This window comes from Jatrophihabitans sp., assembly GCF_036389215.1.
Taxonomy (GTDB): Bacteria; Actinomycetota; Actinomycetes; order Mycobacteriales; family Jatrophihabitantaceae; genus Jatrophihabitans_A.
Genome location: NZ_DASVQG010000221.1, coordinates 1 through 25,709 on the forward strand (window position 1 = coordinate 1; position 25,709 = coordinate 25,709).

General features: G+C 70.4%; 27 protein-coding genes. 4 read left to right on the plus strand and 23 right to left on the minus strand.

The window, feature by feature from the left end; all coding sequences use genetic code 11:
• From VF542_RS12065 to VF542_RS12095, 7 genes are all read right to left on the minus strand, one after another.
• Window positions 1-322 (minus strand): ATP/GTP-binding protein (locus VF542_RS12065; protein WP_408651954.1); only part of this gene is annotated, 322 nt, incomplete at its 3' end.
• Window positions 323-395: 73 nt separating this feature from the next.
• On the minus strand, window positions 396-1,334 hold the full coding sequence (locus tag VF542_RS12070; RefSeq protein ID WP_408651955.1) for a hydroxymethylglutaryl-CoA lyase: 939 nt from the start codon (window positions 1,332-1,334) through the stop codon (window positions 396-398).
• Between the two features lie 71 nt (window positions 1,335-1,405).
• Window positions 1,406-3,181 carry a 3-hydroxyacyl-CoA dehydrogenase family protein gene (locus VF542_RS12075; RefSeq protein ID WP_408651956.1) on the minus strand — a complete coding sequence of 592 codons (1,776 nt, stop codon included), beginning with the start codon at window positions 3,179-3,181 and terminating at the stop codon, window positions 1,406-1,408.
• Between the two features lie 154 nt (window positions 3,182-3,335).
• Window positions 3,336-4,868, minus strand: a complete 1,533-nt coding sequence (locus VF542_RS12080; protein WP_408651957.1) for an aldehyde dehydrogenase family protein — start codon at window positions 4,866-4,868, stop codon at window positions 3,336-3,338.
• 63 nt (window positions 4,869-4,931) lie between these two features.
• A complete protein-coding gene (nucS, locus tag VF542_RS12085; RefSeq protein WP_408651958.1) occupies window positions 4,932-5,609 on the minus strand; it encodes an endonuclease NucS in 678 nt (225 codons plus the stop codon).
• Between the two features lie 102 nt (window positions 5,610-5,711).
• Window positions 5,712-7,718 carry a methylmalonyl-CoA mutase family protein gene (locus tag VF542_RS12090; RefSeq protein WP_408651959.1) on the minus strand — a complete coding sequence of 669 codons (2,007 nt, stop codon included), beginning with the start codon at window positions 7,716-7,718 and terminating at the stop codon, window positions 5,712-5,714.
• A 346-nt stretch (window positions 7,719-8,064) separates the two neighbouring features.
• A complete protein-coding gene (locus tag VF542_RS12095) occupies window positions 8,065-8,913 on the minus strand; it encodes a 3-hydroxyacyl-CoA dehydrogenase family protein (RefSeq protein WP_408651960.1) in 849 nt (282 codons plus the stop codon).
• A gap of 249 nt (window positions 8,914-9,162) precedes the next feature.
• On the opposite strand from VF542_RS12095, the gene VF542_RS12100 reads away from it, so the two are divergent.
• Complete coding sequence (locus VF542_RS12100; RefSeq protein ID WP_408651961.1) at window positions 9,163-9,468, plus strand: hypothetical protein; 306 nt, start codon at window positions 9,163-9,165, stop codon at window positions 9,466-9,468.
• 91 nt (window positions 9,469-9,559) lie between these two features.
• Entirely contained in the window at window positions 9,560-10,138 is a 579-nt protein-coding gene (locus VF542_RS12105; RefSeq protein ID WP_408651962.1) for a cob(I)yrinic acid a,c-diamide adenosyltransferase, read from the plus strand.
• Window positions 10,139-10,180: 42 nt separating this feature from the next.
• Here VF542_RS12105 and VF542_RS12110 read toward each other — a convergent pair whose 3' ends face one another.
• The 13 genes from VF542_RS12110 to glyA all read right to left on the minus strand — a co-directional run bounded on the left by VF542_RS12110 (window position 10,181) and on the right by glyA (window position 21,006).
• Window positions 10,181-10,600: a DUF2550 family protein gene (locus VF542_RS12110; protein WP_408651963.1), complete on the minus strand. Its 420-nt coding sequence runs from the start codon at window positions 10,598-10,600 to the stop codon at window positions 10,181-10,183.
• Between the two features lie 52 nt (window positions 10,601-10,652).
• A complete protein-coding gene (locus tag VF542_RS12115; RefSeq protein ID WP_408651964.1) occupies window positions 10,653-11,045 on the minus strand; it encodes a F0F1 ATP synthase subunit epsilon in 393 nt (130 codons plus the stop codon).
• A gap of 106 nt (window positions 11,046-11,151) precedes the next feature.
• The gene (atpD, locus tag VF542_RS12120; RefSeq protein ID WP_408651980.1) at window positions 11,152-12,597 is read right to left on the minus strand and encodes a F0F1 ATP synthase subunit beta; all 1,446 of its coding nucleotides are present in this window, start codon (window positions 12,595-12,597) and stop codon (window positions 11,152-11,154) included.
• Between the two features lie 11 nt (window positions 12,598-12,608).
• Complete coding sequence (locus VF542_RS12125) at window positions 12,609-13,562, minus strand: F0F1 ATP synthase subunit gamma (RefSeq protein WP_408651965.1); 954 nt, start codon at window positions 13,560-13,562, stop codon at window positions 12,609-12,611.
• Window positions 13,563-13,565: 3 nt separating this feature from the next.
• Window positions 13,566-15,194: a F0F1 ATP synthase subunit alpha gene (gene atpA / locus VF542_RS12130; RefSeq protein ID WP_408651966.1), complete on the minus strand. Its 1,629-nt coding sequence runs from the start codon at window positions 15,192-15,194 to the stop codon at window positions 13,566-13,568.
• Window positions 15,195-15,263: 69 nt separating this feature from the next.
• Window positions 15,264-16,127, minus strand: coding sequence for a F0F1 ATP synthase subunit delta (locus VF542_RS12135; protein ID WP_408651967.1), 864 nt, complete (start codon window positions 16,125-16,127; stop codon window positions 15,264-15,266).
• Entirely contained in the window at window positions 16,124-16,675 is a 552-nt protein-coding gene (locus VF542_RS12140; RefSeq protein ID WP_408651968.1) for a F0F1 ATP synthase subunit B, read from the minus strand. The genes VF542_RS12135 and VF542_RS12140 overlap by 4 nt, the downstream gene beginning before the upstream one ends.
• A 44-nt stretch (window positions 16,676-16,719) precedes the next feature.
• A complete protein-coding gene (gene atpE, locus VF542_RS12145; RefSeq protein WP_408651969.1) occupies window positions 16,720-16,923 on the minus strand; it encodes an ATP synthase F0 subunit C in 204 nt (67 codons plus the stop codon).
• A 91-nt stretch (window positions 16,924-17,014) separates the two neighbouring features.
• On the minus strand, window positions 17,015-17,722 hold the full coding sequence (gene atpB / locus VF542_RS12150; protein ID WP_408651970.1) for a F0F1 ATP synthase subunit A: 708 nt from the start codon (window positions 17,720-17,722) through the stop codon (window positions 17,015-17,017).
• 110 nt (window positions 17,723-17,832) lie between these two features.
• A complete protein-coding gene (locus VF542_RS12155; RefSeq protein ID WP_408651971.1) occupies window positions 17,833-18,081 on the minus strand; it encodes a hypothetical protein in 249 nt (82 codons plus the stop codon).
• Window positions 18,082-18,186: 105 nt separating this feature from the next.
• Entirely contained in the window at window positions 18,187-18,570 is a 384-nt protein-coding gene (locus VF542_RS12160; RefSeq protein WP_408651972.1) for a hypothetical protein, read from the minus strand.
• A gap of 32 nt (window positions 18,571-18,602) precedes the next feature.
• Window positions 18,603-19,721 (minus strand): glycosyltransferase family 4 protein, encoded by a 1,119-nt coding sequence (locus VF542_RS12165; protein WP_408651973.1) that lies wholly within the window; start codon window positions 19,719-19,721, stop codon window positions 18,603-18,605.
• Between the two features lie 19 nt (window positions 19,722-19,740).
• Window positions 19,741-21,006: a serine hydroxymethyltransferase gene (gene glyA / locus VF542_RS12170; protein ID WP_408651974.1), complete on the minus strand. Its 1,266-nt coding sequence runs from the start codon at window positions 21,004-21,006 to the stop codon at window positions 19,741-19,743.
• A gap of 317 nt (window positions 21,007-21,323) precedes the next feature.
• Between glyA and VF542_RS12175 the strand changes: the two genes are divergently transcribed.
• On the plus strand, window positions 21,324-21,476 hold the full coding sequence (locus tag VF542_RS12175) for a hypothetical protein (RefSeq protein WP_408651975.1): 153 nt from the start codon (window positions 21,324-21,326) through the stop codon (window positions 21,474-21,476).
• A 40-nt stretch (window positions 21,477-21,516) separates the two neighbouring features.
• Here the strand turns inward: VF542_RS12175 and VF542_RS12180 are convergent, their stop codons facing one another.
• A complete protein-coding gene (locus tag VF542_RS12180; protein ID WP_408651976.1) occupies window positions 21,517-22,173 on the minus strand; it encodes an L-threonylcarbamoyladenylate synthase in 657 nt (218 codons plus the stop codon).
• 231 nt (window positions 22,174-22,404) lie between these two features.
• Here VF542_RS12180 and VF542_RS12185 point away from each other — a divergent pair, with 231 nt between their 5' ends.
• The gene (locus tag VF542_RS12185; RefSeq protein WP_408651977.1) at window positions 22,405-23,610 is read left to right on the plus strand and encodes a hypothetical protein; all 1,206 of its coding nucleotides are present in this window, start codon (window positions 22,405-22,407) and stop codon (window positions 23,608-23,610) included.
• Between the two features lie 8 nt (window positions 23,611-23,618).
• Here VF542_RS12185 and prmC read toward each other — a convergent pair whose 3' ends face one another.
• The gene (prmC, locus tag VF542_RS12190; RefSeq protein WP_408651978.1) at window positions 23,619-24,488 is read right to left on the minus strand and encodes a peptide chain release factor N(5)-glutamine methyltransferase; all 870 of its coding nucleotides are present in this window, start codon (window positions 24,486-24,488) and stop codon (window positions 23,619-23,621) included.
• Entirely contained in the window at window positions 24,488-25,573 is a 1,086-nt protein-coding gene (gene prfA, locus VF542_RS12195; RefSeq protein ID WP_408651979.1) for a peptide chain release factor 1, read from the minus strand. The genes prmC and prfA overlap by 1 nt, the downstream gene beginning before the upstream one ends.
• Between the last annotated feature and the right edge of the window lie 136 nt (window positions 25,574-25,709).

Below are 25,709 nucleotides of genomic sequence, written 5' to 3' on the forward strand. Positions count from 1 at the left end.
CGCCGGGACTGCGCCGGTCCCGCGCGCCCCAGCACGCGGTGTGCCAGTGCCGCCGGTCCGAGGCCTCGGGGTCATCGGCCGGCCAGGCCACCAGGTGCCCGACATCGGCGGGCAGCAGCTGGTCACAGCCCGGGCAGCGGTAGGGCCCGGAAGCCGCTGAGGCGGCCCCGGAGACGGCTCGCACCCGGTATTCCAGCCCGCGCCACCAGTGCACCTGCTCACCGGTGGGCAACCCGCCGCCGTCCTGCCCACCTCGGCCACGCGCGGCGGCACCTGGCTTGCGAGCCGTCCCGTGCCGCGCGGGCAGGTTTCGACGGGGCATGGCCCGAGTCTAATGACGGCGGCCTACCCGCCGGCTCAGCGAGCAGTCATCGGCTCAGCGAGCAGTCATCGGCTCAGCGGGCCGCCAGGGCCTGCACCACCCGGGACGGGCTGGGGCGCCCGAGCTGACCGGCCATCCAGGCGCTGGTCTCGACCAGCCTGGTGAGGTCGACCCCGGTCTGGATGCCGAGCCCCGCCAGCTGCCACAGCAGGTCCTCGGTGGCCAGGTTGCCCGTCGCGCTCTCGGCGTACGGGCACCCGCCCAGGCCGCCGGCGGAGGCGTCGACGATGGACACGCCGGCCTGCAGCGCGGCCAGGGTGTTGGCCAGCGCCTGGCCGTAGGTGTCGTGAAAGTGCACCGCCACGCTGCCGAGATCCACGCCGGACCCGACCAGCTGCCGCAGCAACTCCCGGACCTGCCCCGGGGTGGCCACCCCGATCGTGTCGCCCAGGCTCAGCTCGGTGCAGCCCAGCCGGATCAGCTCGTTGGCCGCCCGCACCACCAGGGGCAAGGGCACCCGGCCCTCCCACGGGTCACCGAAGCACATCGACAGGTAGCCCCGGACCGGCAGCCCGCGCTCGCGGGCACCGGCCACCACCGGCGCGAACATCTCCATCGACTCGGCCATCGTCCGGTTCAGATTGCGCCGGGCGAAGGTCTCGGTGGCGCTGGCGAAGATCGCGATCTCGCTGACGCCGGCATCCAGCGCCCGGTCCAGCCCCCGCGCGTTGGGCACCAGCACCGGATAGCGGACGCCGGGGCGCCGGTCCAGCCGGCTCAGCAACTGCTCGGCGTCGGCCAGCTGCGGCACCCAGGACGGGTGCACGAAGCTGGTCACCTCGACCAGCTGATGACCGGCGTCGACCAGTCGTTCGATGAACTCGAGCTTGACCTCCAGCGGCAGGATCGCCGACTCGTTCTGCAGGCCGTCCCGCGGCCCGACCTCGCAGATCGTCACCCGGGCGGGCAGCTTCGCCAGTTCGACGACATCGGGCAGACCGGCGGCAGCCATGGCGCGAACCTCCTGACGTGGACGGGGGATGCCCCGCGGCGCGCGCCGCGGGCTCCCGGGAAGAGCGGTGCTCAGGTGTACTCGCGAAAGCCCTTGCCGGTCTTGCGGCCGAGCCGGCCGGCGGTCACCAGGTGCTCCAGCAGCGGCGCGGGCGCGAAGCCCGGCTCGCGGAACTCCTCGTACAGCACCCGCTGGATCGCCAGCGCCACGTCCAGGCCCACCACGTCCAGCAACTCGAACGGCCCCATCGGGTAGCCGCAGCCGACCTTCATGGCCGAGTCGATGTCCTCGCTGGTGGCGTAATGCGCCTCCAGCATCTTCACCGCGTCGTTGAGGTAGGGAAAGAGCAGGGCGTTGACGATGAAGCCGGCCCGGTCACCGCAGCGCACCGGGTGCTTGCCCAGCCGGCCGCTGACCGCCAGCGCGGTCGCCTCGACGTCGGCGGCGGTGGCAACCGTGCTGACCACCTCGACCAGCGCCATCACCGTCGCCGGGTTGAAGAAGTGCAGCCCGATCACGTCGGCCTGCCGCGAGGTGGCCGCCGCGCACTCGATCACCGGCAGCGAGGAGGTGGTGGTGGCCAGGATCGCGCCCGGCCGGCAGATCTCGTCCAGGTTGGCGAACAGGGCCTGCTTGACCGAGATCTCCTCGACCACCGCCTCGACGACCAGGTCCATCGGCGCCAGGTCGTCCAGCCGGGCCGAGCCGGCCACCCGGGCCAGCGCCTGGTCACGCTCCTCGGCGGTCAGCTTGCCCCGCTGCACGCCCTTCTCCAGCGAGCGCCGCAGCGCGCTGTGCACGGCCTCCACCTTCTGGGTGGAACGGGCGATGAAGTGCACGTCGTAGCCGCCGCGGGCGAACACCTCGACCACGCCGACCGCCATGGTGCCCGAGCCCACCACGCCGACCCGCTGGACCGGCCGGGCCGTGCTGGTGTCTGGCTGCTCGGCGGGGGTGTGGGCGTCGGCCACCACCTTCGGCGAGTCCGGGCCGTCGTAGGTGTAGAAGCCGCGGCCGACCTTGCGACCGAGCAGGCCGGCCGTGATCATCTGCTTGAAGATCGGGGTCGGGGCGTGCAGCCGGTCGCGCGACTGCTTGTACATGGTGTCCAGGATCTCGTAGGCGGTGTCCAGGCCGATCAGGTCCAGCAGCGCCAGCGGCCCCATCGGCAGCCCGCAGCCCAGCTTCATCGCGGCGTCGATGTCCTCGCGGCTGGCGTAGCGCTCGGAGTACATCGCGGCGGCGTGGTTGAGGTAGCCGAACAGCAGCGCGTTGGCGATGAAGCCGGCCCGGTCGCCGATCGTGACGTCGGTCTTGCCCAGCGAGGCCACGAACGCCTCGATGTCGGCCACCACGTCCGGCTCGGTGACAACGCTGCGCACCACCTCCACCAGCTTCATCACCGGTGCCGGGTTGAAGAAGTGGACGCCGACCACCTTGCCCGGACGCGAGGTCGCCACCGCGATCTCGGTGACCGACAGCGAGGAGGTGTTGGTGGCCAGGATCGTCTCGGGCCCGCAGATCTCGTCCAGCGCGGTGAAGATGGCCCGCTTGAGGTTCAGCTGCTCGGGCACCGCCTCGATCACCAGGTCGGCGTCGGCCAGCGACTTCAGCTCGGTGTCGAAGGTGATCCGGGACAGCAGCTCGGCCTGCTCGTTCTCGGCCAGCTTGCCGCGGGCCACCGCCCGTCCGGTGGAGTGCTCGATGTGGCCCCGGCCGCGGGAGACCGAGGCCTGGTCGCGGTCCACCGCCACCACGCTGAGGCCGTTGCGGGCGAACACCTCGGCGATGCCCGCACCCATGGTGCCGAGGCCGACCACGCCCACTCGAGTGAATTTCCGCGCCACCGCTGGTGCCTCTTCCCTCTTCAGGTTGGTGTTTGGCTGTCGAGTCGCCGTTCGGCTCACGGTAACCGGCCGCGCGCCCGGCGGCACCGGGGGCGTGGGTGAAGTCTCACGCCGGACCGCAGGGTCAGCCGGGCCAGCCGCTGCCCGGCACCGATCAGCGCCGTCCCCAGCGCAGCCGGGCCAGCTGGCTGAGCTGGGAGATGGCGTTGTCCGGGCGGGTGAAGGTGGCCACCTTGAGCGGGCTGTCGAACAGCTGCGAGGTGACCGCCCTGGACCGGGCGAACTCGCGCAGGCCGTCCGGGCCGTGGATCCGGCCGAAACCGGAGTCGCCGGTGCCGCCCCAGGGCAGCCCCGGCACCGAGGCGTAGGTGAGCACCGAGTTGATGCTCACCATGCCGGCAGTCAGCCGGTCGGCCAGCTGCCGGCCGTGCTTGCGGCTGAACACCGACGCGCCCAGGCCGTAGTTGCCCGAATTCGCCGCCTCGACCGCCTCATCGAGATCGGCGACCTTGCTGATCACCATGGTCGGCCCGAACGTCTCCTCGGTCAGGGCTGCCTGGTCCGGTGGCACGTCGACCAGCACCACCGGCTCGACGTAGGGCGCCCGCACCGAGTCCGGACCCCCCACCAGCGCCCGGGCGCCGGTGCGGACCGCCTCGCTGATGTGCCGGGCGATCACCTCGACCTGCCCGGGCATGGTGATGGCGCCGTAGTGCACGGCGGCTGGCGGCTCAGAACCGCCTTCGGCTTGGGCGCCGGTGCGGATGCCGGCCGCCAGCGTGGCAACCCGCTCGACGAACTCGTCGTAGACGGCGGCCTCGACGTAGACCCGCTCCACTCCGGCGCAGGTCTGGCCGCCGTTGAACATCGAACCCCAGACGGCCTGCTCGGCCGCGCGTGCCAGGTCGGCGTCGGCGGCCACGATCAGGGCGTCCTTGCCGCCGCACTCGATGACGCACGGGGTCAGAGTGCGGGCGCAGCTGGCCATCACCAGCCGGCCGGTGGCCGCGGAGCCGGTGAAGGCGAGCTTGTCCACGCCGGCCCCGCACAGCGCGGCACCGGTCTGGCCGAACCCGGTGACCAGTTGCAGCACGGGCTGCTCGGGCACCACGCCCGCGAACGAGTCCACCAGCCAGGCCGCCACCGCCGGGGTGTACTCGCTCGGCTTGAAGACCACCGCGTTGCCGGCGGCCAGGGCGTAGGAGATCGAACCCATCGGGGTGTGCACCGGGTAGTTCCACGGCCCGATCACGCCCACCACGCCGAAGGGCAGGTACTCCAGGCTCGCCGAGTGGTTCAGTGCCAGCACCCCGGGGTTGACCCGCCGGCGGCGCAGCACCTTGCCGGCGTTGCGGGCAGCCCAGGCCAGGTGCGCGATCGCGATGGTCACCTCGACGACGGCGTCGGCGACCGGCTTGCCGTTCTCGGCCGAGATCAGCCGCGCCAGCTCGTCGGTGCGCCGCACCAGCTGCACCCGCCAGGCGGCCAGCCTGGCCCGGCGTCCGGCGTCGCCGAGTTCGGCCCACCAGCTCGCGGCGGTCCTGGCCCGCTCGACGGCGGCGGCCACGTCCTCGGCGGTGAAGATCTCGAAGCTGGCCAGCACCTCGCCGGTGGCCGGGTTCAGCGAGTCGAAGGTGGGCCGGCCGGTGGCCCGGGTACTGCTGGAGTGCTCGGAGACGGCGGTCATGAGCGCGAGGTTACTGGCCGGTACAGGTGGGCGCCAGCCGCGCCGGTGCCCGGGTCGGTGGGGTCAGAACAGCCGCGAGGACGGGTCGTCCACGCCGCGCAGCAGGTCGTAGTCGAGCACCAGGCAGTCGATGCCGCGGTCGGTGGCCAGCGTGCGTGCCTGCGGCTTGATCTCCTGGGCGGCGAAGACGCCCCGGACCGGCGCCAGCAGCGGGTCCCGGTTGAGCAGTTCCAGGTAGCGGGTCAGCTGCTCGACGCCGTCGATGTCGCCGCGCCGCTTGATCTCCACCGCCACCGACACGCCGTGGGCGTCGCGGGCCATGATGTCCACCGGCCCGATCGCGGTCGGGAACTCCCGGCGGACCAGCCGGTAGCCGGCGCCCAGGGTCTCGATGTGCTCGGCCAGTAGCACCTGCAGGTGCGCCTCGACACCGTCCTTGACCAGCCCCGGGTCGACTCCGAGAGGGTGGCTGGAGTCGTGCAGCACCTCCTCGACGGTGATCAGCAGCTGGTCACCGGTCTTGCTGGTGACCGTCCACAGCGCGCCGGCGCCGTCGGGCAGCTCGGACTCGACCAGGGTGCACGGCGGTGACATCCAGTTCAGTGGCTTGTAGGACCCGCCGTCGGAGTGCACCAGCACCGAGCCGTCGGCCTTGACCATCAGCAACCTCGGCGCCATCGGCAGGTGGGCGGTCAGCCGTCCGACGTAGTCGACCATGCAACGAGCAATCACCAGGCGCACCCGGGCAGCATAGGCGAGCGGTCGGTCAGGGTGCCGCTCAGCCGCGCCCGTCGGCTCCCCCGGACGGCGCTCAGCCGCGCCCGTCGGCCTCGCGGGTGCCGCTCAGCCGAGCCCGTTGGCCTCCCGGATCGCGTCCAGCACCTCGTCGAGCACCTTGCTCAGCTCGAAGTCCTTGGAGGTGAAGACCCGGGCCACCCCGAGCTCGCGCAGCCGGGCGGCATCGGCGTCGGGAATGATGCCGCCCACCACCAGCGGGACGTCGTCCAGGCCGGCGGCTCGCAGGCCGTCCAGCACGTCGGGAACCACCGACAGGTGCGAGCCGGACAGCACCGACAGCCCCACCACCGAGACGTCCTCCTCCACCGCGGAGGCGACGATCTGGGCAGGGGTCAGCCGGATCCCGGAATACACCACCTCGAAGCCGGCATCGCGAGCCCGGACGGCGATCTGCTCGGCGCCGTTGGAGTGCCCGTCCAGGCCTGGCTTGCCGACCAGGAACCGCAGCCGGCGGCCGAGTTCGGCTCCGACCTCGGTGACCCGGCCGCGCAGCGCGGCGAATGCCTCGTCGGCCGGCCCGGCGGCACCGGTTCCGCCCGACACCCCGGTGGGCGCCCGGTACTCGCCGAACACCTCCCGCAGCGCCCCGGCCCACTCGCCGGTGGTGACCCCGGCCCGGGCACAGCGCAGGGTGGCCGGCATCAGGTTGGCCGCCGTGGCCGCCACGGCTCTGAGCTCCTCCAGGCTGGCGGCCACCTCGGCATGGTCGCGGCCGGCCCGCCAGGCCCGGACCGCTGCCGTGGCGGTTTCCTCCACGCCGGGATCGATGGTCAGGATGGAGCCCTCGGCATCGGCGGTGAGCGGGTTCGGCTCGGTCTCGGTGAACCGGTTCACCCCCACCACGACGTCCTCGCCGGTCTCGATCCGGCGGCGGCGCTCGGCCAGCGACGCCACCAGCGCCGCCTTGAGGTACCCGGACTCGACGGCGGCCACCGCCCCGCCCCGCTCCAGCACCCGGGCGATCTCGGCGCGGGCTCCGGCGGCGATCTCGGCGACCTTGGCCTCGATCACCGGGGAGCCGTCGAAGAGATCCTCGTACTCCAGCAGGTCGGTCTCGTACGCCAGCACCTGCTGCATGCGTAGCGACCACTGCTGGTCCCACGGCCGGGGCAGCCCGAGCGCCTCGTTCCAGGCCGGCAGCTGGACGGCGCGGGCCCGGGCGTTCTTGGACAGCGTCACGCCCAGCATCTCCAGCAGGATCCGGGTGACGTTGTTCTCCGGTTGCGCCTCGGTCAGGCCGAGTGAGTTGACCTGGACGCCGTAGCGAAGCCGCCGCTGCCGCGGGTCGCCGATCCCGTAGCGCTCGGCCGTGATCTCGTCCCACAGCTGGGTGAAGGCCCGCATCTTGCACAGCTCCTCCACGAAGCGGACCCCGGCGTTGACGAAGAACGAGATCCGCTGCACCACCTCACCGAACCGCTCCGGCGGGAGCTGGCCGGACTCGCGCACCGAATCCAGCACCGCGATCGCCGTGCACAGCGCGAAGGACACCTCCTGCACCGGCGTCGCCCCGGCCTCCTGCAGGTGATAGCTGCAGATGTTGATCGGGTTCCAGTTGGGCACCTCGGCCACCGTGTAGGCGATCAGGTCGGTGATCAGGCGCAGGGACGGCGCCGGCGGAAAGATGAACGTCCCGCGCGAGAGGTACTCCTTGACGATGTCGTTCTGGGTGGTGCCGGTCAGGAGCGCGCGGGCTTCGCCCAGTTCCAGTCCCGCCTGGACGGCATGCTCCTCCGCCACCACCAGGTAGAGCGCCAGCAGCCACATCGCCGGGGCGTTGATGGTCATCGAGGTGTTCATCCGCTCCAGCGGGATGCCGTCGAACAGCGTCCGCAGGTCACCGAGGTGGGCGATCGGCACGCCGACCTTGCCGACCTCACCGCGCGCGAGCTCGTCGTCGGGGTCGTAGCCGGTCTGGGTCGGCAGGTCGAAGGCGACCGACAGCCCGGTCTGGCCCTTGTCCAGGTTGCGCCGGTACAGCGCGTTGGACTCGGCCGGGCTGGAGTGCCCGGCGTAGGTGCGCATCACCCACGGCTTGGTCCGCTCGGCCATCTGCGCTCCTGAGGTGGACACGGGATTCGGCGACGGCCCGAGTCTGGCACGCAGGCTACCGGCGGGTAGGCCGATGTGGCCCAGTTCGCATCCTCACCGGACCGGCCTGTCCGCTTCCGATCGTTGGCCGCATAGCAGGGCGACACGCCGAGGCTCGTGCAGTACCGCGGCCAACGATCGGCTGGCATCAGCTGCGCCGCGGCCAACGACCGGCGCGATTACCTGCGCCACGGCCAACGATCGGCGCGATTACCTGCGCCGCGGCCAACGATCGGCGGGCATCAGCTGCCCCGCGGCCAACGACCGGGCGCGATCACCGCGCACCGCCGCCAACGATGAGCGAGGGTCAGTAGGAGTAGAAGCCCCGGCCGCTCTTGCGGCCCAGGTCGCCCGCCACCACCATCCGGGACAGCAGCTCGGGCGGCGCGAACTTGCCGTCCTTGGTCTCGTTGTAGATGTTCGCCGTCGCGTTGCGCATGACGTCGACGCCGGTCAGGTCCAGGGTCGCCAGCGGCCCCATCGGGTGGCCGAAGCCGAGCTTGCAGGCAGTATCGATGTCCTCGGCGCTGGCCACCCCGGACTCCAGCAGCCGCACCGCCTCGTTGGCCAGCGCCGCGATCAGCCGGGTGGTGATGAAACCCGCGACGTCGCGGTTGACCACGATGCAGGTCTTACCGATCTGCTCGGCGAACGCCCGGGCCCGGGCCAGCGTCTCGTCCGAGGTCTTGTAGCCGCGGACCAGTTCGCACAACGCCATCAGCGGCACCGGGGAGAAGAAATGGGTGCCCACCACCCACTCCGGGCGCGCGGTGACGGCACCGAGCTGGCTGATCGGGATCGCGGAGGTGTTCGAGGCCAGCACCGCACCGTCCTTGCACAGCCCGTCCAGGGTGCGGAACAGCCCCTGCTTGACGTCCAGGCTCTCGAACACCGCCTCGACCACCAGGTCCGCGCCGGCGACCGCGCCCAGGTCGGTGACCATGGTGATCCGGTCCAGCGCCGCCTGGACGTCGTCCTCGGCGAGCTTGCCCTTCTGCGCGAGCTTGGTCAGCGACTTCTCGATGCCGTCCTTGCCGCGCTGCAGGGCCACCTCGGTGATGTCCTGCAGGATGACCGGCAGCCCGGCCACGGCCGACACCTGGGCGATCCCGGATCCCATCAGGCCGGCTCCGATAACCGCTACCTGCTGTGTCATGGCGTCTCTCCTCGTGATCGTGCGACGGGCTGTGCGGATCGGGCTGTGCGGATCGGGCTGTGCGGATCGGGTTGTGCGACCGGCTGGGTGCGACCGGCTGTGGAACGGGCCGACTGCAGGCGGGCCCGGCCCGCGGCTGGTCGGGATGCTCGCACCATAGCCGCCGGTCACCACTGCCCTCGCGCCGGCTGGCTGACGGCTGCGATGCTGGAGGAGCAGGCAGGCTGGACTCCCCGCGAAGGAGTGGGTGTGGGCTTCGATCTCGGCATCCTGATCTGGGCGATCGGCATCGTCGTCGTGCTGATGCTGATGACCCGGTGGGTGTTCAAGCCGTCCCGGCCGCGCACCGGGCGTCCCCAGACCGGGCCGAACGCCAATCTGGGCCTGCTCACCCCGGTGCTGTCGCAGGCTCCCCGCTCGCAGGTGCTGTCGGCGAAGAACCTGCTCTCCACCCAGGGCATCCGCTGCTCGGTATCGCGGCTGGACCGCGACAGTTACGACCTGCTGGTCTTCGGCGCCGACGCCGACCGGGCCCGTGAGCTGCTGGCCGAGTAGCGCCCACGTCGCCGGTCGGGGCCGCGCACTCAGTACCGGCCCAGCCCCGCCACGCTGCGCCACCCCGGGGCACCCGCCTAGGGTGAGCGCCATGGCCGTACATCTGACCCGCATCTACACCAAGACCGGCGACTCGGGGACCACCGCGCTGGGCGACCTCAGCCGGGTGTCCAAGACCGACGTCCGGGTGGCCGCCTACGCCGACTCGGACGAGACCAATGCCGCGATCGGCGCCGCGCTGGCGCTGGGCGAGCTGGCCGAGCCGATCGCGGCCGTGCTGCGGCAGGTGCAGAACGACCTGTTCGACGTCGGGGCCGACCTGTGCACCCCGATCGTCGCTGACCCGAAGTACCCGCCGCTGCGGATCACCGAGGGCTACCTGAGCCGGCTGGAGGCCTGGTGCGACCAGTTCAACGCCGAGCTCCCGGCGCTGGCGAGCTTCATCCTGCCCGGCGGCGCTGCCGGAGCGGCGCTGCTGCACGTGGCCCGGACGGTCACCCGGCGGGCCGAGCGCAGCACCTGGGCGCTGATCGAGGCCGATCCCGAGCACACCAACCAGCTGGCCGCCACGTACCTGAACCGGCTGTCAGATCTGCTGTTCATCCTCGCCCGGTCCGCGAACTCCGGCGCCGACGTGCTGTGGCAGCCGGGCGGACCGAACGCCGGCTGACGGCGGATGCCCCGGCGCTGACGGCAGGTGCCCCGGCGCTGTTCAGAACCGCGGCGCCGAGGCCTCCAGCCAGGACAGGAAGCCGGTCAGCCCGTTGTCCGGAAAGCCCAGGCTGATCGGAGCGCCCTGGTACTGGCATTCGGCGATCATCAGGTTCGGCCGCAGTGCCATGTCGCGCTGCGGATTCCAGGCACGGCTCAGGGTGACCTCGAGATCGGCGCGCGCCATCCGCAGCGCCGGGGTGGGCCACAGCGACAGCGTGCGGTACCAGACCAGCTCGTCACCGGCATAGCGGCCGACACCGTTGGCCCAGCGCTGGTCGCCGCGTTTCACCGCCATCGGCAGGCCGCCGGCCGATGCCACCACGCGGCGCTGGTACAGCACCACCACGATCAGCAGCACCAGGCAGCAGAGGCCCACCACGCACAGCACGATCAGGCCGGAGAGCTCAAGCTCTGCCAACCCGGTGCCTCCTTCGCGCTGTCCACCCGGCTTGCCGGGCCGACGCTGGAATCTAGATCTGCTCCCCCGCTGCGCGCAGCCTCGCCATCGCCCGATGGCGCGCCGCGACAGACTCCTCGTCCGTATCGTTGCCGAGCCGTTCCAGCGCCTGCCTGGCTCGAGCGACGTCGATCTCCTCGGCGTTCTCGGCCATCTCGGCGAGCACCGACACGCCGTCGGCGCGCACCGACAGGAAGCCGCCATGAACGGCTACCCGCTGCTCGACGCCGTCCGCGTGCAGGATCCGCACCAGCCAGCCGGGGGCTAGCGCTCCGAGCAACGGCGCGTGGCCCGCCAGCACGCCGATCTCGCCCTCGGTGGTCCGGGCGTAGACCGCGGTGGCTTCGCCGGACCAGATCGGGCGCTCGACCGACACCAGTTCGACCTGCATGGTGTTGTTAGCCATTTCTTGCGCTCCTCACTCGCCGGCGTTTCACTGCCGCTGCCTATCCCCGCGTTGTCGCTACCGCGCTGCCTATCCCCGCGCTGTCCACTCCCGCCCCGTTGCCGCCTCAGGCGTTCTTCAGCTCGTGGGCCTTCTTCTCCAGGTCCTCGACGCCGCCGCACATGAAGAACGCCTGCTCCGGGTAGTTGTCGAAGTCGCCGGCCGCCAGCCGCTTGAACGCGTCGATGGTCTCCTCGATCGGCACGAACGAGCCCTCGATGCCGGTGAACTGCTTGGCCACGAAGGTGTTCTGCGACAGGAACCGCTCGATCCGGCGGGCCCGGCCGACCAGCACCTTGTCCTCCTCGGAGAGTTCGTCGATGCCCAGGATGGCGATGATGGACTGCAGCTCGTTGTAGCGCTGCAGGATCCGCTTGATCTCCGAGGCCACGCTGTAGTGCTCCTCGCCGATGTACTGGGCGTCCAGGATCCGGGAGGTGGAGTCCAGCGGGTCCACCGCCGGGTAGATGCCCTTCTCCGAGATCGGCCGGGACAGCACCGTGGTGGCGTCCAGGTGCGCGAACGCGGTGTGCGGCGCCGGGTCGGTGATGTCGTCGGCCGGCACGTAGATCGCCTGCATCGAGGTGATCGAGTGACCGCGGGTCGAGGTGATCCGCTCCTGCAGCTGGCCCATCTCATCGGCCAGCGTGGGCTGGTACCCCACCGCGGACGGCATCCGGCCGAGCAGCGTGGAAACCTCGGAACCGGCCTGGGTGAACCGGAAGATGTTGTCGATGAACAGCAGCACGTCCTGGTTCTGCACGTCGCGGAAGTACTCGGCCATCGTGAGAGCGGACAGCGCCACCCGCAGCCGGGTGCCCGGCGGCTCGTCCATCTGGCCGAAGACCAGCACGGTCTTCTCCAGCACGCCCGACTCGGTCATCTCAGCGATCAGGTCGTTGCCCTCGCGGGTGCGCTCGCCGACGCCGGCGAACACCGACACGCCACCGAAGTTCTCGGCGACCCGGTAGATCATCTCCTGGATCAGCACCGTCTTGCCGACGCCGGCACCGCCGAACAGGCCGATCTTGCCGCCGGTGACGTACGGGGTGAGCAGGTCGATGACCTTGATGCCGGTCCACATCGGCTCGGTCTTGGACTCCAGCTGGTCGAACGGGGGCGGGTCACGGTGGATCGACCACCGCTCGGTGAACTCGATGTCCTTGCCGGCCTCGTCCAGCGGCTCGCCCAGGGCGTTGAACACGTGCCCCTTGGTGATGTCGCCGACCGGCACGCTGATGGCCGCGCCGGTGTCGGTCACCTCGGTGCCGCGGACCAGGCCATCCGTCGGCTGCAGGGCGATGGCGCGCACCATGTCGTCACCGATGTGCTGGGCGACCTCCAGCGTCAGGGTCTTGGACAGCTCGCCCAGCTCGATGTCGACCTTCAGCGCGTTGTAGAGCGCGGGCAGGCTGTTGCGGCCGAACTCGATGTCGACGACGGGGCCGATCACCCGGACGACCCGGCCGCGAACCGGCGCCGGCGTCGTGTCGGCGGGGGCGGGACTTTCCATCACAGTGCTCATCAGTAGTCACTTCCTGCTGCCGCGAGGGCGTCGGCGCCACCGACGATCTCGCTGATTTCCTGGGTGATTTCGGCCTGGCGAGCCTGGTTGGCCAGCCGGGTGTAGGTCTTGATCAGGTCGGCGGCGTTGTCCGAGGCCGACTTCATGGCCCGCCGCCGGGCCGCCGACTCCGAGGCCGCGGACTCCAGCAGCGCCGAGAAGATCCGGGCCCGGACGTAGCGCGGCAGCAGTGCGGTCAGCAGCTCGTCGGGTTCCGGTTCGAAGTCATACGACGGTGCCGGGCTGTCCGAGGACTGCGAGGACTGGGCATCGCGCTCGTCCTGAGCGGCCTGCTCGGCGTCCGACAGCCGGACCGGGGCGACCTGCGATGCCGTCGGGGTCTGGGTGACCATCGACTCGAACCGGGTGTAGACCACGTACAGCTCGTCGATGCCGGCGTGCCCGTCGGACTCGCCCTCGCTGGTTGCCAGCAACGCCGAGACGACGGTCTCGGTCGCGTCCCGGGCGTCGAGGAAGGTCGGCTGCTCGGAGAAGCCGGTCCAGCTGCCGGCGGTCCGGATCTGGCGGAACCGGTAGTAGGCCACGCCCTTGCGCCCGATCACGTAGATCACCGGCTCGCCGCCGTTGCCCCGGATCGAGGCCGCCAACTCGTTGGCCTTCTTGATCGCGTTCGCGCTGTAGCCGCCGGCCAGGCCACGGTCGGAGGTGACCAGCAGGATGCCGGTGCGCCGGGGGTTCTCCGCCCCGGTCAGCAACGGGTGCTTGAGCGAGGCGTCCTTGCCGAGGGCGGCCAGTGCCCGGGTCAGCTCGTCGGCGTAGGGCCGGGCCGCGTTGACCCGGTTCTGCGCCTTGACGATCCGCGACGCGGCGATGAGTTCCATCGCCTTGGTGATCTTCTGGGTCGACTGGACCGACCTGATCTGTCGCCGGTAGACCCGGAGCTGGGCACCCATCGGCTACTTCACGTCTTCCTGGACGGCAGCCTCGACGTTGTTGACCCGCCGCGGTTTGGGCTGGTCGTTGTCGTCGGCCTTCTTGGTCACCGTGGAGGTGAACTGCGCCTTGACCTCGGTCACCGCCTTCTCAAGCTGCTCGATGGTGTCGTCCTCGAGCCGGCCGGTGTTGACGATGCTGTCGAAGATCTCCTGCTTGTTGTGCGCGATGTAATCGTGCAAGGCCGCTTCGAACGGGCGGACGTCGGCGACCTCGAGGTCGTCGAGCTGGCCGGTGGTGCCGGCCCAGATCGAGACGACCTCGCGCTCGGCCGGGAACGGCGAGGCGGCCGGCTGCTTGAGCAGCTCGACCAGCCGGGACCCGCGGCGCAGCTGCTGCTGGCTGGCCTTGTCCAGGTCCGAGCCGAAGGCGGCGAAGGCCTCCAGCTCGCGGTACTGGGCAAGGTCGACCCGGAGCCGGCCGGCGACGGACTTCATCGCCTTGGACTGCGCCGCGCCGCCGACCCGCGACACCGAGATGCCGACGTTGATGGCCGGGCGGACACCGGCGTTGAACAGGTCGGTCTCCAGGAAGCACTGGCCGTCGGTGATCGAGATGACGTTGGTGGGGATGTAGGCCGAGACGTCGTTGCCCTTGGTCTCGATGATCGGCAGGCCGGTCATCGAGCCACCGCCGAGTTCGTCGGACAGCTTCGCGCAGCGCTCCAGCAGCCGCGTGTGCAGGTAGAACACGTCGCCCGGGTAGGCCTCACGGCCCGGCGGCCGGCGCAGCAGCAGCGACACCGCGCGGTAGGCCTCGGCCTGCTTGGACAGGTCGTCGAACACGATCAGGACGTGCTTGCCGTCATACATCCAGTGCTGGCCGATGGCCGAGCCGGTGTAGGGCGCGAGGTACTTGAAGCCGGCCGAGTCCGACGCCGGAGCGGCGACGATGGTGGTGTACTCCAGCGCGCCGGCCGCTTCCAGGGTCGAGCGGGCGCCTGCGATCGTGGAGCCCTTCTGCCCGATCGCGACGTAGATGCAGCGCACCTGCCGCTTCGGGTCACCGCTGGCCCAGTTGTCGCGCTGGTTGATGATCGCGTCCAGGGCGACGGTGCTCTTGCCGGTCTGCCGGTCACCGATGATCAGCTGGCGCTGGCCACGGCCGATCGCGGTCATCGCGTCGATGGCCTTGATGCCGGTCAGCAGCGGCTCGCGAACCTCCTGGCGCATCACCACCGAGGGCGCCTGCAGTTCCAGTGCCCGGCGTTCACTGGTCTCGACCTCGCCGAGGCCGTCGATCGGCCGGCCGAGCGGGTTGATCACCCGGCCCAGGAAGGCGTCGCCGACCGGGACCGACAGGATCTCGCCGGTCCGCTTGACCTGCTGGCCCTCGGCGATCTTGGAGTCATCGCCCAGGACGACGACGCCGATGTCACGGACGTCGAGGTTCAGGGCGAGCCCCAGCGTGCCGCTCTCGAACTCCAGCAGCTCGTTGGTCATCACGCTGGGCAGGCCCTCGACATGGGCGATGCCGTCACCGGCGTCGGCGACGAGCCCGACCTCTTCGCGGGAGGCTTCCGGCGAGTACGAGGACACGTAGCCCTCGAGTGCGGTCCGGATCTCGTCGGCAGAGATCGTCAGCTCAGCCATCTTGGTTCCTCAATCCCGATCATCGGATGGTGCGTGGTCACGTTGTTCACTTGTCAGCCGGTTCACTTGTCAGCCGGCGAACGCGGCACGGGCCGCGGCCAGCCTGCTGGCGACGCTGCCGTCGATGACCTCGTCGCCCACCCGGACCACGAGGCCGCCGCGGACGCTCTCATCGACAGCGGTTCGTACGTTTATCTCTCGACCGTAGAGCCGGCTCAGCGCCGCCGCCAGCCGCTCGGTCTGCTCCGGGGTCAGCTCGGTGGCCGAGAGCACCCGGGCGACCGACCGCTCGCGGCGCGCGGCACTGGCCTGCAGCAGGTCGTCGATCGCCAGCATCACGGTCGGCCGGCGGCCACTGGTGATCGCGTGCTCGAGCAGTTGGGCCGTGATCGGGTTCACCTTCTCGCCCAGCAGCGAGCGCAGCAGGCCGATCCGGCGCTCGGCCGGAACGCCGGCTTCGTCCAGGGCGGCCGCCAGCTCACCGGAACCGGACAGGATCCGCTCGAACCGGAACAGCTCGTCCTCGACGGCGTCGAGCTGGCCCTCCTGCTCGGCAGCCGCCAGCAGCGTGTCGTCGGCGAGGATCTCCAGGGCGTCGGTGAGGTCCCAGGGCGAGGACCAGCGCAATGCCACGGCATCGGCGATCAATCCCAGTGCCACGTCACCGACCCGGCCGTTGAACAGCGATCTGGCCAGGTCCGCGCGGGCCGAAGCGTCGGTGGAGGGGTCGCCCAGCGCACGCCGCAACCGGGGCTGCCCACCGAGCAGGTCGGCGGTGGCATAGAGCTCCGCGGCCAGCTCCCGGTGCCGGTCGCCGTCGTTGCGACCTACCAGGGGTAGCCAGCTGAACAGCGTATTGCCGAGATCGGGCAGCACCGTGTTCAGCCGCTCGCGCAGTTCGGCGAGGGCGGAACGCGAGGCGGCGTGGATCATCGCTGCTCGCCTGCCTGCTGGCGCTCGATGTCGGCCAGGAACGCATCCACCGTGCCGCGGATCGCGGCGTCGTCGGACAGCCGCTGGCCCACGATCTTCTCCGACAGCTCGACCGCCAGGGTGCCGATCTCACCGCGCAGCTCACGCACCACCTGGCCGCGCTGGGCCGCCAGCTGCTCCTCGCCGCGCGCCACGATCCGGGCCGACTCCTGCTGTGCCTGGGTGCGCAACTCCTCGACGATGCGCTGCGCCTCGGCGCGGGCCCCCTCGCGGATCTGGGCGGCCTCGGTCCGGGCCTCGGCCAGCTGGGCGTTGTACTGCTCCAGCAACCGGGCCGCTTCGGCCTGCGCCTGCTCGGCGCGGGCGATGCCACCCTCGATAGCCTCCCGGCGGGCGTCGAAACCGCGCTCGAACGCCGGAACCACGTACTTCCTGATCAGGAAGAACAGGATCCCGAAGATGATCAGCACCAGGATGAACTCGGCAAGGTTGAAGCCCAGTGGGTTCGGCTCATCCTCGGTGGTCTCGGCGAGCAGACGCAGATACATGACGCACCCTTACAGATCGGTGTGGCTGCTGAGGAGTTGTTGCGCTAAATGACGAATGCGAGCGCGATGCCGATGATGGCCAGCGCCTCGGCGAGGGCGAAGCCGAGGATCGCGATCGGCTGGAGGCGGCTCTGCATCTCGGGCTGGCGTGCGGTGCCGTTGATGTAGGCGGCGAAGATCAGGCCGATACCGATACCGGGGCCGATGGCCGCCAGGCCGTAGCCAACCATGTTGAGCGAGCCACCCATGTGGGTTTCCTTTCGTTACTCGGCCGGCGTGGCCGATCTTGACCGTTATTCGGTGTGCGCAGGATGCGCGGTGCGGGGGGTGTAGCCGAACTCAGTGCTCGGAGGCCAGCGCTCCGGAGATGTACTGCGCTGTCAGAAGGGTGAAGACGTAGGCCTGCAGCAGGGCCACCACGATTTCGAGGAAGCCGATCGCCACCCCGAGCGCGAAGGCCAGCACGCCGGCCGGCTTGAGCACCGGCGAACCGGTCGCGGTGATCAGCAGATACGCGCCGCCGGTGGAGAAGAGCACGAGCAGCAGGTGCCCGGCGAACATGTTGGCGAACAGACGCAGTGACAGCGTCACCGGCCGGATCAGGATGTTGGACAGGAACTCCAGCGGGATCAGCAGCGGCAGGATCCAGGCGGGCACCCCTGAGGGAACCGTCGTGTGCTTGAGGTAGCCGAGAAAGCCCTTGTGCATGACGCCGACGCCGTTGTAGATCAGCCAGACCAGCAGCGCGAGACCGTAGGCGAAGCTGACCCGTGAGAACGGCGAGAAGTTGAGTACGGGCACCACGCCGAAGAGGTTGTTCACCACGATGAAGAAGAACAACGACACCAGCAGCGGGACGTAGCGGCGGTACTCCTTGCTGCCGATGATGTCCTGCGCGACGCCGTTGCGAATGAAGTTGTAGGCCTGCTCACCGAGGTATTGGCTCTTGGTCGGCACCACGGCGCTGCGCCGGGAGGTGATCGCCAGGAACAGGTAGGCCACCACCGCGCCGAGCAGCAGCAGCAGCGAGGCCTTCGTCAGCAGCACCTGATAGCCGTGCTCATCCCAGTGATTACCTGTGAAATCTGGCAAAAAGAACTCAGCCGGTCCGGGCGCGTGGAATCCTTCACCTGCTGCCAGGACTTCGCCGGTGTGGCTCACGCAGTCTCTCCTCGGTCATCACTGTCTGGCCGCGTTGTTCGGGCTGCTTCGTCGTCAGACGTCGTCCGGGTTTGGGACGGAGTATCACGTGCCGTGCGGTGCTCGGTCTTCGGCGCTTTCAGGCTGTACCGGGCGAACACCATGTACATCCCGAAACCCGCGCCGACCAGGATGCCGACCGGAATCCAGAAGTCGGCGTCCAGCCAAATGCTCAGCAGCCAACCCACAAAACCGTAGAACAGCACTCCCGCTACAAGATAGCCGAAGGCAGCCCACGGATCGCCGCCCCCCTCCTCGGAGGCGTCTGGGCGCGGCGGACTGTGCATTTGTAAGGGAATGCTAACAGGCTCTCAGGGGTGGTCCCGCACGACCCGAGCCGCCGCCAGCTCGGCCCCGACCCAGATGACCAGCCCGGTGAACAGGCCCACCGCGATGGCAGGTCCGTCCACCACCCGGGGGCTTGCGCCCGCCAGCACCAGCGCCAGCGCGATGGCGGTGGTGAGGTAGCTCAGCATCGCGACGAGCAGTGTCAGCTGAGGTGCGTGCCGGCCGGTGAAGCGGATGTTGAACGCGCCGAACTCGAAGGATCCGGCCGCCAGGGCCAGGCCGCCCACGAAGCTCAGCCCGGCTCGCAGGCCGGCGCCCGAGGTGAGGCTGAATCCCAGCAGGCCGAGGGCGGCGGCTGCCGCCAGCATCAGCCAGCGCACCCGCACCGCCCTGCTCGCCGCCGGCATGGTCGCCGCCGGTCTCTGGACAGCCGGCCTGGTCACAGCCGCGCCGAGCGCAACCGCGGGATGGCGGTCACCAGCATGCCGGCCGCCAGCAGTCCCGCGACCACCCACAGCACCAGCCACGGCCCGGTGCTGACCGCCATCGCCACCGCTCCGAAAGCCAGCACGGCCGACCAGAAGTACAGCAGCAGGACCGCGCGCCGATGGCTGTGTCCCAGCTCCATCAACCGGTGGTGCAGGTGCTCCTTGTCCGGCGCGAACGGCGACTGGCCGCGCCGCAGCCGGCGCACCACCGCGAGCAGCAGGTCGAACAGCGGCAGGGCGAGCACGGCCAGCGGCAGGATCAGTGGCAGGTACAGCGGCAGGGCGCCCTTGAGGGCCAGGGACTGCGGATCGGTCTGCGAGGACGCCGTGATGGCCGCCGCCGAGAGCAGCAGTCCCACCAGCATCGATCCGGAGTCGCCCATGAAGATCCGCGCGGAGGCGAAGTTGTGCGGCAGGAAGCCGACGCAGGCGCCGACCAGGGCGGCGCAGATCAGGGTCGGCGCCAGCGCGATGTCGGAATTGCCGACCTGGGCCAGGTGATAGCTGTAGCCGAAGAAGGCCGTCCCCTGGATGGCGGTGACGCCGGCGGCCAGACCGTCCAGGCCGTCGATGAAGTTGATCGCGTTCACGGTCAGCACCGTCAGCAGGATCGTCAGCTCCACGCTGGCATCGCGGTCCAGCGGGATGGTGCCGACGTTGCCCCACGGCACGTACACGTAGAGCAGCTGGATGCCTCCGACGATGGACATCACCGCGGCCCCGGTCACCTGGCCGGCGAACTTGGTCAGCGCGTCCAGCTCGTAGCGGTCATCGAGCACCCCGACGGCACAGATGATCAGCCCGCCCCACAGCACGCCGGTCACCTCGCTGCCGTGGCCGAAGGTGCGGTGCAGGGTCGGCAGGGCATGCGCCACCAGCATCGCGACCGCGAAGCCGGCCAGCAACGCCACCCCGCCGAGCCGCGGGGTGTCCACGGCGTGCACGTCGCGATCGCGCGGCTTGGCCACCGCGCCCCACCGCGTGGCGAACTGGCGGGCCAGGGGCGTGCACAGGAAGGCCCCGAGCGCGGCGATCAGGCCGACCAGCGCGTACTCACGGGATGGGTGCACGACCAGGCCTCCTTCAGGCTCAGCCCTGCGGATATGCCGGGTGGGCAGTGACCAGCCCGCTGACCTCGGCGCGGACGTCGGCGTGCACTCCCGGATCCTCGCTGGTCACCGCGCGGCCGATCAGCTGGGCGATCTGCGCCATCTGCGGCTCGGTCATGCCCTGGGTGGTCACCGCCGGCGTGCCGACCCGGACCCCGGAGGCCACCGAGGGTGGTGCAGGGTCGTTGGGAATGGCGTTCTTGTTCAGGACGATGCCGGCCGCGTCGCAGCGGGCCTCGGCGTCCCGCCCGCTCACCCCGATGCCTTGCAGGTCCAGCAATGCCAGGTGGGTGTCGGTGCCGCCGGTGACCGGGCGCATCCCGGTCTCGGCCAGCCCGGCGGTCAGCGCCCGGGCGTTGACGATCACCTGCTTGGCGTAGGCCTGGTACTCCGGTGTCGCGCATTCGGCGAGATTGACCGCCTTGGCGGCGATGGCGTGCATCAGCGGGCCGCCCTGCATCATCGGGAACACCGCCTTGTCCAGCTTGGCCGCATGCTCGGCCTTGCACACCAGCGCGCCGCCGCGCGGGCCGCGCAGCACCTTGTGGGTGGTGAAGGTGACCACGTCGGCGTAGGGCACCGGCGACGGGATCGCCTTTCCGGCCACCAGCCCGATGAAGTGCGCGGCGTCCACCATCAGGATCGCGCCCACCGAGTCGGCGATCTCGCGGAAGGCGGCGAAGTCGATCAGCCGCGGGATCGCCGAGCCACCGCAGATGATCATCTTCGGGCGGTGCTCGGTGGCCAGCGCCCGGACCTGGTCGTAGTCGATGTTCTCGGTCTCGGGATGCACGCCATAGCTGACCGCGTTGAACCACTTGCCCGAGAAGCTCACCTTGGTGCCGTGGGTGAGATGGCCACCATGCGGCAGCGACATCGCCAGCACCGTGTCACCCGGCTGCAGGAACGCCCCGTACACCGCGAGGTTGGCATTCGCTCCCGAGTGCGGTTGCAGGTTGGCGTGCTCGGCGCCGAACAGCGCCTTGGCGCGGTCGATGCCGATCTGCTCGGCCCGGTCGACCACCTCGCAGCCGCCGTAGTAACGCCTGCCGGGATAGCCCTCGGCGTACTTGTTGCTCAACGTGCTGCCCAGTGCCGCCAGCACCGCCGGTGAGGTGAAGTTCTCGCTCGCGATGAGCTGCAGCCCGCCGCGCAGCCGATCGAGCTCGTCCAGCACCACACCGGCAATCTCCGGATCGATCTTCTGCAACGACTCGAAGTCCGGTCCCCAGTACTGCTCAGGCATGTCCTCGACGCTCCCTTGCTGAGGTGGGCTGGAAGAGGCCGTCGGCGGCTACCGCAACGCCTCGCACGAAGAGGTTAGCCGACCCAGCTCGGCCAACGGTGCCACCGGTCGGCGTCGGCAGGCCGAGCGTCTCCAGCGTGCCCCGAACCCGCGCGCTTGCCTAGATCGAGCCGTTGGACAACGCTGCACGAGCGCCCATTCCGACGCCCGCTTCGAGAGGTTCCGCCATGCCACGTCCTAGTCACGCCGCACCACGCCGAGTCGCGATACGAGGGGGCCGGCACGGGGTGGCCGCCCTCCTTGCCGGAGCAGCCACCATGCCGGGTCTGCTGATCGCGCTCGCCGCTCCTGCCGCGGCGTCCCCGGCCAGGCCGGCGTCGGCCGCGGTCTCCCAGGACTGCAACGGCGGGATGATCGGTTCGGGCACCAGGACGTGCGACGCGTCCGACGCATCGCCGACCCGGATCTGACGTCCGCTGGGCTGTCGCCGATGTCTGCGGCGTCGCCGAGCTAGGACGGCCCGCCGGGCACCTCGACCTCGCCCAGCACCTCGCGCAACTGCTGCACCGCCACCGCGCCCTGGCGCAGCAGCACCGGAACCGGTCCGGTCAGATCCACGATCGTGGACGGCCGGCCGGCCGGCGCCTCGCCGCCGTCGAGGTAGACCGACACCGATTCACCGAGCTGCTCATAGGCCTGCTGAGCCGTCACCGCCGGGGGCATCGAGGTGATGTTGGCGCTGGAGACCGCCATCGGCCCGGTCTGGGCGAGCAGTTCCAGCGCCACCGGGTGCAGCGGCATCCTGACCGCGACGGTGCCCCGCGCGTCTCCCAGGTCCCAGGCCAGCGACGGCGCGTGCTCGACCACCACCGTCAGACCGCCCGGCCAGAACGCCTCCACCAGGTCGCGAACCTGGCCGGAGACCGCGCTGACCAGGCCGTCGATGGTGTGCCAGGAACCGATCAGGACCGGCACCGGCATGTCCCGGCCCCGGCCCTTGGCCGCCAGCAGGCTGGCCACCGCCGAGGGATTGAAGGCGTCCGCGCCGATGCCGTACAGCGTGTCGGTGGGCAGCACCACGACCGAGCCGGCGCTCACCGCACGGGCGGCGGCGCTGATCGCCATCGGTCTGGTGTTCGGGTCGGTGCAGTCCAGCAGGTCGCTCATGAACCGACATCCTGCCGCAGCGAAAGATCCGTGCCGGCACCTGCCACCGCCTCCAGTAGCCGGACGCCGCTCGGAGTGTCAAGATCGAATTGTTTAACCGGGTTCGTCCGGTTGGATCCACCCACCCCCGCTTGCCAGGCGCTCCCCGTGCCGCCCCCCGAGAGGAACCCAATGTCGCGTTCTGTTCACCCCGCAGTATCCGGAGGCCTCCGGCGAAGGAGCTGGCAGCGGATGGCCGCCCTCCTCGCCGGCGCCGCGACCGTCACCGGCGCACTCGTCGCCCTTGCCGGTCCGGCCACCGCCGCCAAGATCAGCCCCACCGCCGTCCCTACCGGCAGCGCCTGGGCGGTCAGCCTCGGTGACTCCTACATCTCCGGCGAGGCCGGCCGGTGGGCCGGCAACTCCAACGACTCCAGCCAGACCGACGCCCTCGGCTCGACCGCCTACTGGGACACCAGCACCGGCGAAGCGATCGTCGGCTGCCACCGGTCGAAGTCCGCCGAGATCGCCTTCGGCACCATCTCCTCGAAGAACCTGGCGTGTTCGGGCGCCAAAGCCGCCACCTCGGCCTACGACCCTGACAACGACTTCAAGCCCGGTCTGGACTTCTACAACGACGGTGCCGGCCACATCGGCCAGGCCCTGGCGCTGCAGAACTTCGCCGCCACCCACCGGGTGACGATGGTCGCGGTCTCCATCGGCGGCAACGACTTCAACTTCGGCTCCATCGTGCAGTCCTGCGTCACCGACTTCCTGAGCTCGCCCACCTGGTGGAAGGACTACTGCCAGGACGACTCCTCGGTGACCGCCAACTTCACCAGCACGAACATCTCCGCCGTGACGACCCGCATCTCCAACGCGCTCAAGAACGTCAACACCGCGCTGGCCCGCAACGGCTACCTGACCAGCGACTACAGCCTCGTCCTGCAGACCTACCCCTCGCCGCTGCCCAACGGCGCCGGCATCCGCTACAGCGAATCCGGCTACTCCCGCCAGGACACCGGCGGCTGCGGATTCTGGAACTCCGATGCCGACTGGTCCAATGCCAGCGCGCTGCCCACGATCAACACGGCGGTTCGCAACGCCGCGACCCAGTCCGCCCTGCCGAACATCAAGATCATGAACATCTCCGGACTGTTCACCGCCCGGCGGCTGTGCGAGAACACCGTGCACAAGCTGCAGGAGACCTCGCTGGCGAGCTGGCGAAGCGCCGGCGCGGTCGATGCCAGCGAGTGGATCGAGAACATCCGGACGGTGTCGGCCACCTTCGGGCCGTACTACGTGCAGGAGTCACTGCACCCGAACTACTGGGGCCAGCTCGCGCTGCGCAGCTGCATGCGGCAGGCCTACAACGGCGGGGCGATCCGGGGCGGGACCTGCAGCCGGACCGCCAACGGCCTGAACGCCAACGGCGAGCCGGTGGTGGGGCTCAGCTAGCCCTCCGGCTAGGCGCGCACCGCGGTGCTGAACCGTGGCCGGCCGGTCAGATCCGGCCGGCCGGCCACGCTCACCCAGCAGCCGGCGCCGGACAGCAGCCGGCTGACGGCCTGGGCTTGGGTCTCGTCGTGCTCGATGCCGAGAAAGCCACCCGGGCGCAGCAGCCGGGCCGCGAGCTCGGCGACGGCAGGCATCAGCGCCAGCCCGTCCGGGCCAGCGAACAGCGCCTCGTCCGGATCATGGGCAAGCTCGGCCGGCAGGCCGGCCCGGATCGATTCCGGGACGTAGGGCGGGTTGGCCAGCACCGCCGCCACGCCGCCGCTGAGCCCGGTCAGCAGTGCCGGGTCGGTGAGGTCGCCCGGCACCACCTCGACGGCTGAGTCCCCCGCCGCCTGCCGGTTCCCGGCGTTGCGCCGCAGCCATTGCAGCGCCCGCTCCGAACGCTCCACCGCGATCACCCGGGCGACCGGGAACTCCTGGGCCACCGACAGCGCGATCGCGCCGGAGCCGGCACCGAGGTCGACCACCGTCGCGCCGGCTACCAACCACGGCGCGGCCAGCTCCACCAGAAGTTCGGTTTCCGGCCGTGGGATGAAGACGCCCGGGCCGACCGCCAGCTCCAGGTGCCGGAACGGCGCGGTGCCGGTCAGGTGCTGCAGCGGCACACCGGTGGCCCGCCGGTTCAGCAGCTGGTGGAACCGGCCGGCCTCGGCCGGGCCGACGTGGTCGCCGAGCAGCAACCGGGTCCGGCTGCAGCCGAGCACGTGAGCCAGCAGCAGTTCCGCCTCCGCCCGGGCCGAGGCGATCCCGGCCGCGGTCAGCTCGGCGGTGCCGGCGGCAAGTTCGGCCCGGACCCCACTGGGCTGCATCAGCTGCATCAGCTGCCGGGATCTCCGCTGAGCGCTGCTTCGACATCGGCCCGGGTCAGCGCGTCGATCACGTCGTCGAGAGCGCCGTCGAGCACCTGATCGAGGTTGTAGGCCTTGAAGTTGACCCGGTGGTCGGCGATCCGGTTCTCGGCGAAGTTGTAGGTCCGTACCCGCTCGGACCGGTCGACGGTCCGGACCTGGGAGCGGCGGGCGTCGGAGGCATCCTGGGACGCCTGCTCCTGGGCGTGCGCCAGCAGCCGGGCCCGCAGCACCCGCAGCGCCGCCTCCCGGTTCTGCAACTGGCTCTTCTCGTTCTGCATCGAGACCACCGTGCCGGTCGGGACGTGGGTGATCCGGACCGCGGAGTCGGTGGTGTTGACGCTCTGGCCACCGGGCCCGGAGGAGCGGTAGACATCGATCCGCAGGTCGTTGGGATCGATCTCGACCTCGACTTCCTCCGCTTCGGGCAGCACCAGCACCCCGGCCGCCGAGGTGTGGATCCGGCCCTGTGACTCGGTCACCGGCACCCGCTGCACCCGGTGCACGCCGCCCTCATACTTGAGCCGGCTCCAGACCGGCTTGTCCACGCTGCGCGAGCGCACCGCCACGGTGACCGACTTGTGGCCGCCGAGATCGGTCTCCTCGTCGTCGAGCACCTCGGTCTGCCAGCCCTGCAGTTCGGCATAGCGCAGGTACATCCGCAGCAGGTCGCCGGCGAACAGCGCCGACTCGTCGCCTCCCTCACCTGCCTTGATCTCGAGGATGACGTCCTTGATGTCGTTGGGGTCCTTGGGAACCAGCAGTTCACGCAGCTTGTCCTCCAGTTCGGGGACCTGGCTTGCAAGCTCGTCGGCCTCGGCGGCGAAGGAGCTGTCCTCACCGGCCAGTTCGCGCGCGGCCTGGGCGTCAGCGCGCACCCGGTTGAGTTCCTTGGCCGCGCTGACCACCGGCGCCAGCTGGGCGAAGCGCCGCCCGAGCCGCCGGGCCGTCGCCTGGTCGGCGTGCACCGCCGGATCCGACAGCGCCTTCTCGGTCTCGGCGTACTCGGTCAGTACCTGCGCCAGCGTGGAAGATCCGTCAGCCTCGTGAACCATTGCCCATCCCTGTGGTCGCGGCGCCGCGGTGCCTCTGTCGAGACGGCCACGACGGTGCCAGATTGTGAGTCCGTGCGCTTTCCGGAAATAGAAACGGCGCCCGGGTGTGCCGGTGAGGCCCGCCCAGGGCGCCGTC

Bases quoted from the DNA above. Each gene is read 5' to 3' on its own strand.
- VF542_RS12070 (WP_408651955.1), bottom strand. From the start codon at position 1,334: ATGGCTGCCGCCGGTCTGCCCGATGTCGTCGAACTGGCGAAGCTGCCC.
- VF542_RS12080 (WP_408651957.1), bottom strand. From the start codon at position 4,868: ATGACCGCCGTCTCCGAGCACTCCAGCAGTACCCGGGCCACCGGCCGG.
- VF542_RS12090 (WP_408651959.1), bottom strand. From the start codon at position 7,718: ATGGCCGAGCGGACCAAGCCGTGGGTGATGCGCACCTACGCCGGGCAC.
- VF542_RS12095 (WP_408651960.1), bottom strand. From the start codon at position 8,913: ATGACACAGCAGGTAGCGGTTATCGGAGCCGGCCTGATGGGATCCGGG.
- VF542_RS12105 (WP_408651962.1), top strand. From the start codon at position 9,560: ATGGCCGTACATCTGACCCGCATCTACACCAAGACCGGCGACTCGGGG.
- VF542_RS12115 (WP_408651964.1), bottom strand. From the start codon at position 11,045: ATGGCTAACAACACCATGCAGGTCGAACTGGTGTCGGTCGAGCGCCCG.
- atpD (WP_408651980.1), bottom strand. From the start codon at position 12,597: ATGGAAAGTCCCGCCCCCGCCGACACGACGCCGGCGCCGGTTCGCGGC.
- VF542_RS12125 (WP_408651965.1), bottom strand. From the start codon at position 13,562: ATGGGTGCCCAGCTCCGGGTCTACCGGCGACAGATCAGGTCGGTCCAG.
- atpA (WP_408651966.1), bottom strand. From the start codon at position 15,194: ATGGCTGAGCTGACGATCTCTGCCGACGAGATCCGGACCGCACTCGAG.
- VF542_RS12135 (WP_408651967.1), bottom strand. From the start codon at position 16,127: ATGATCCACGCCGCCTCGCGTTCCGCCCTCGCCGAACTGCGCGAGCGG.
- VF542_RS12140 (WP_408651968.1), bottom strand. From the start codon at position 16,675: ATGTATCTGCGTCTGCTCGCCGAGACCACCGAGGATGAGCCGAACCCA.
- atpE (WP_408651969.1), bottom strand. From the start codon at position 16,923: ATGGGTGGCTCGCTCAACATGGTTGGCTACGGCCTGGCGGCCATCGGC.
- VF542_RS12160 (WP_408651972.1), bottom strand. From the start codon at position 18,570: ATGCCGGCGGCGAGCAGGGCGGTGCGGGTGCGCTGGCTGATGCTGGCG.
- glyA (WP_408651974.1), bottom strand. From the start codon at position 21,006: ATGCCTGAGCAGTACTGGGGACCGGACTTCGAGTCGTTGCAGAAGATC.
- VF542_RS12175 (WP_408651975.1), top strand. From the start codon at position 21,324: ATGCCGGGTCTGCTGATCGCGCTCGCCGCTCCTGCCGCGGCGTCCCCG.
- VF542_RS12180 (WP_408651976.1), bottom strand. From the start codon at position 22,173: ATGAGCGACCTGCTGGACTGCACCGACCCGAACACCAGACCGATGGCG.
- VF542_RS12185 (WP_408651977.1), top strand. From the start codon at position 22,405: ATGGCCGCCCTCCTCGCCGGCGCCGCGACCGTCACCGGCGCACTCGTC.
- prmC (WP_408651978.1), bottom strand. From the start codon at position 24,488: ATGCAGCTGATGCAGCCCAGTGGGGTCCGGGCCGAACTTGCCGCCGGC.
- prfA (WP_408651979.1), bottom strand. From the start codon at position 25,573: ATGGTTCACGAGGCTGACGGATCTTCCACGCTGGCGCAGGTACTGACC.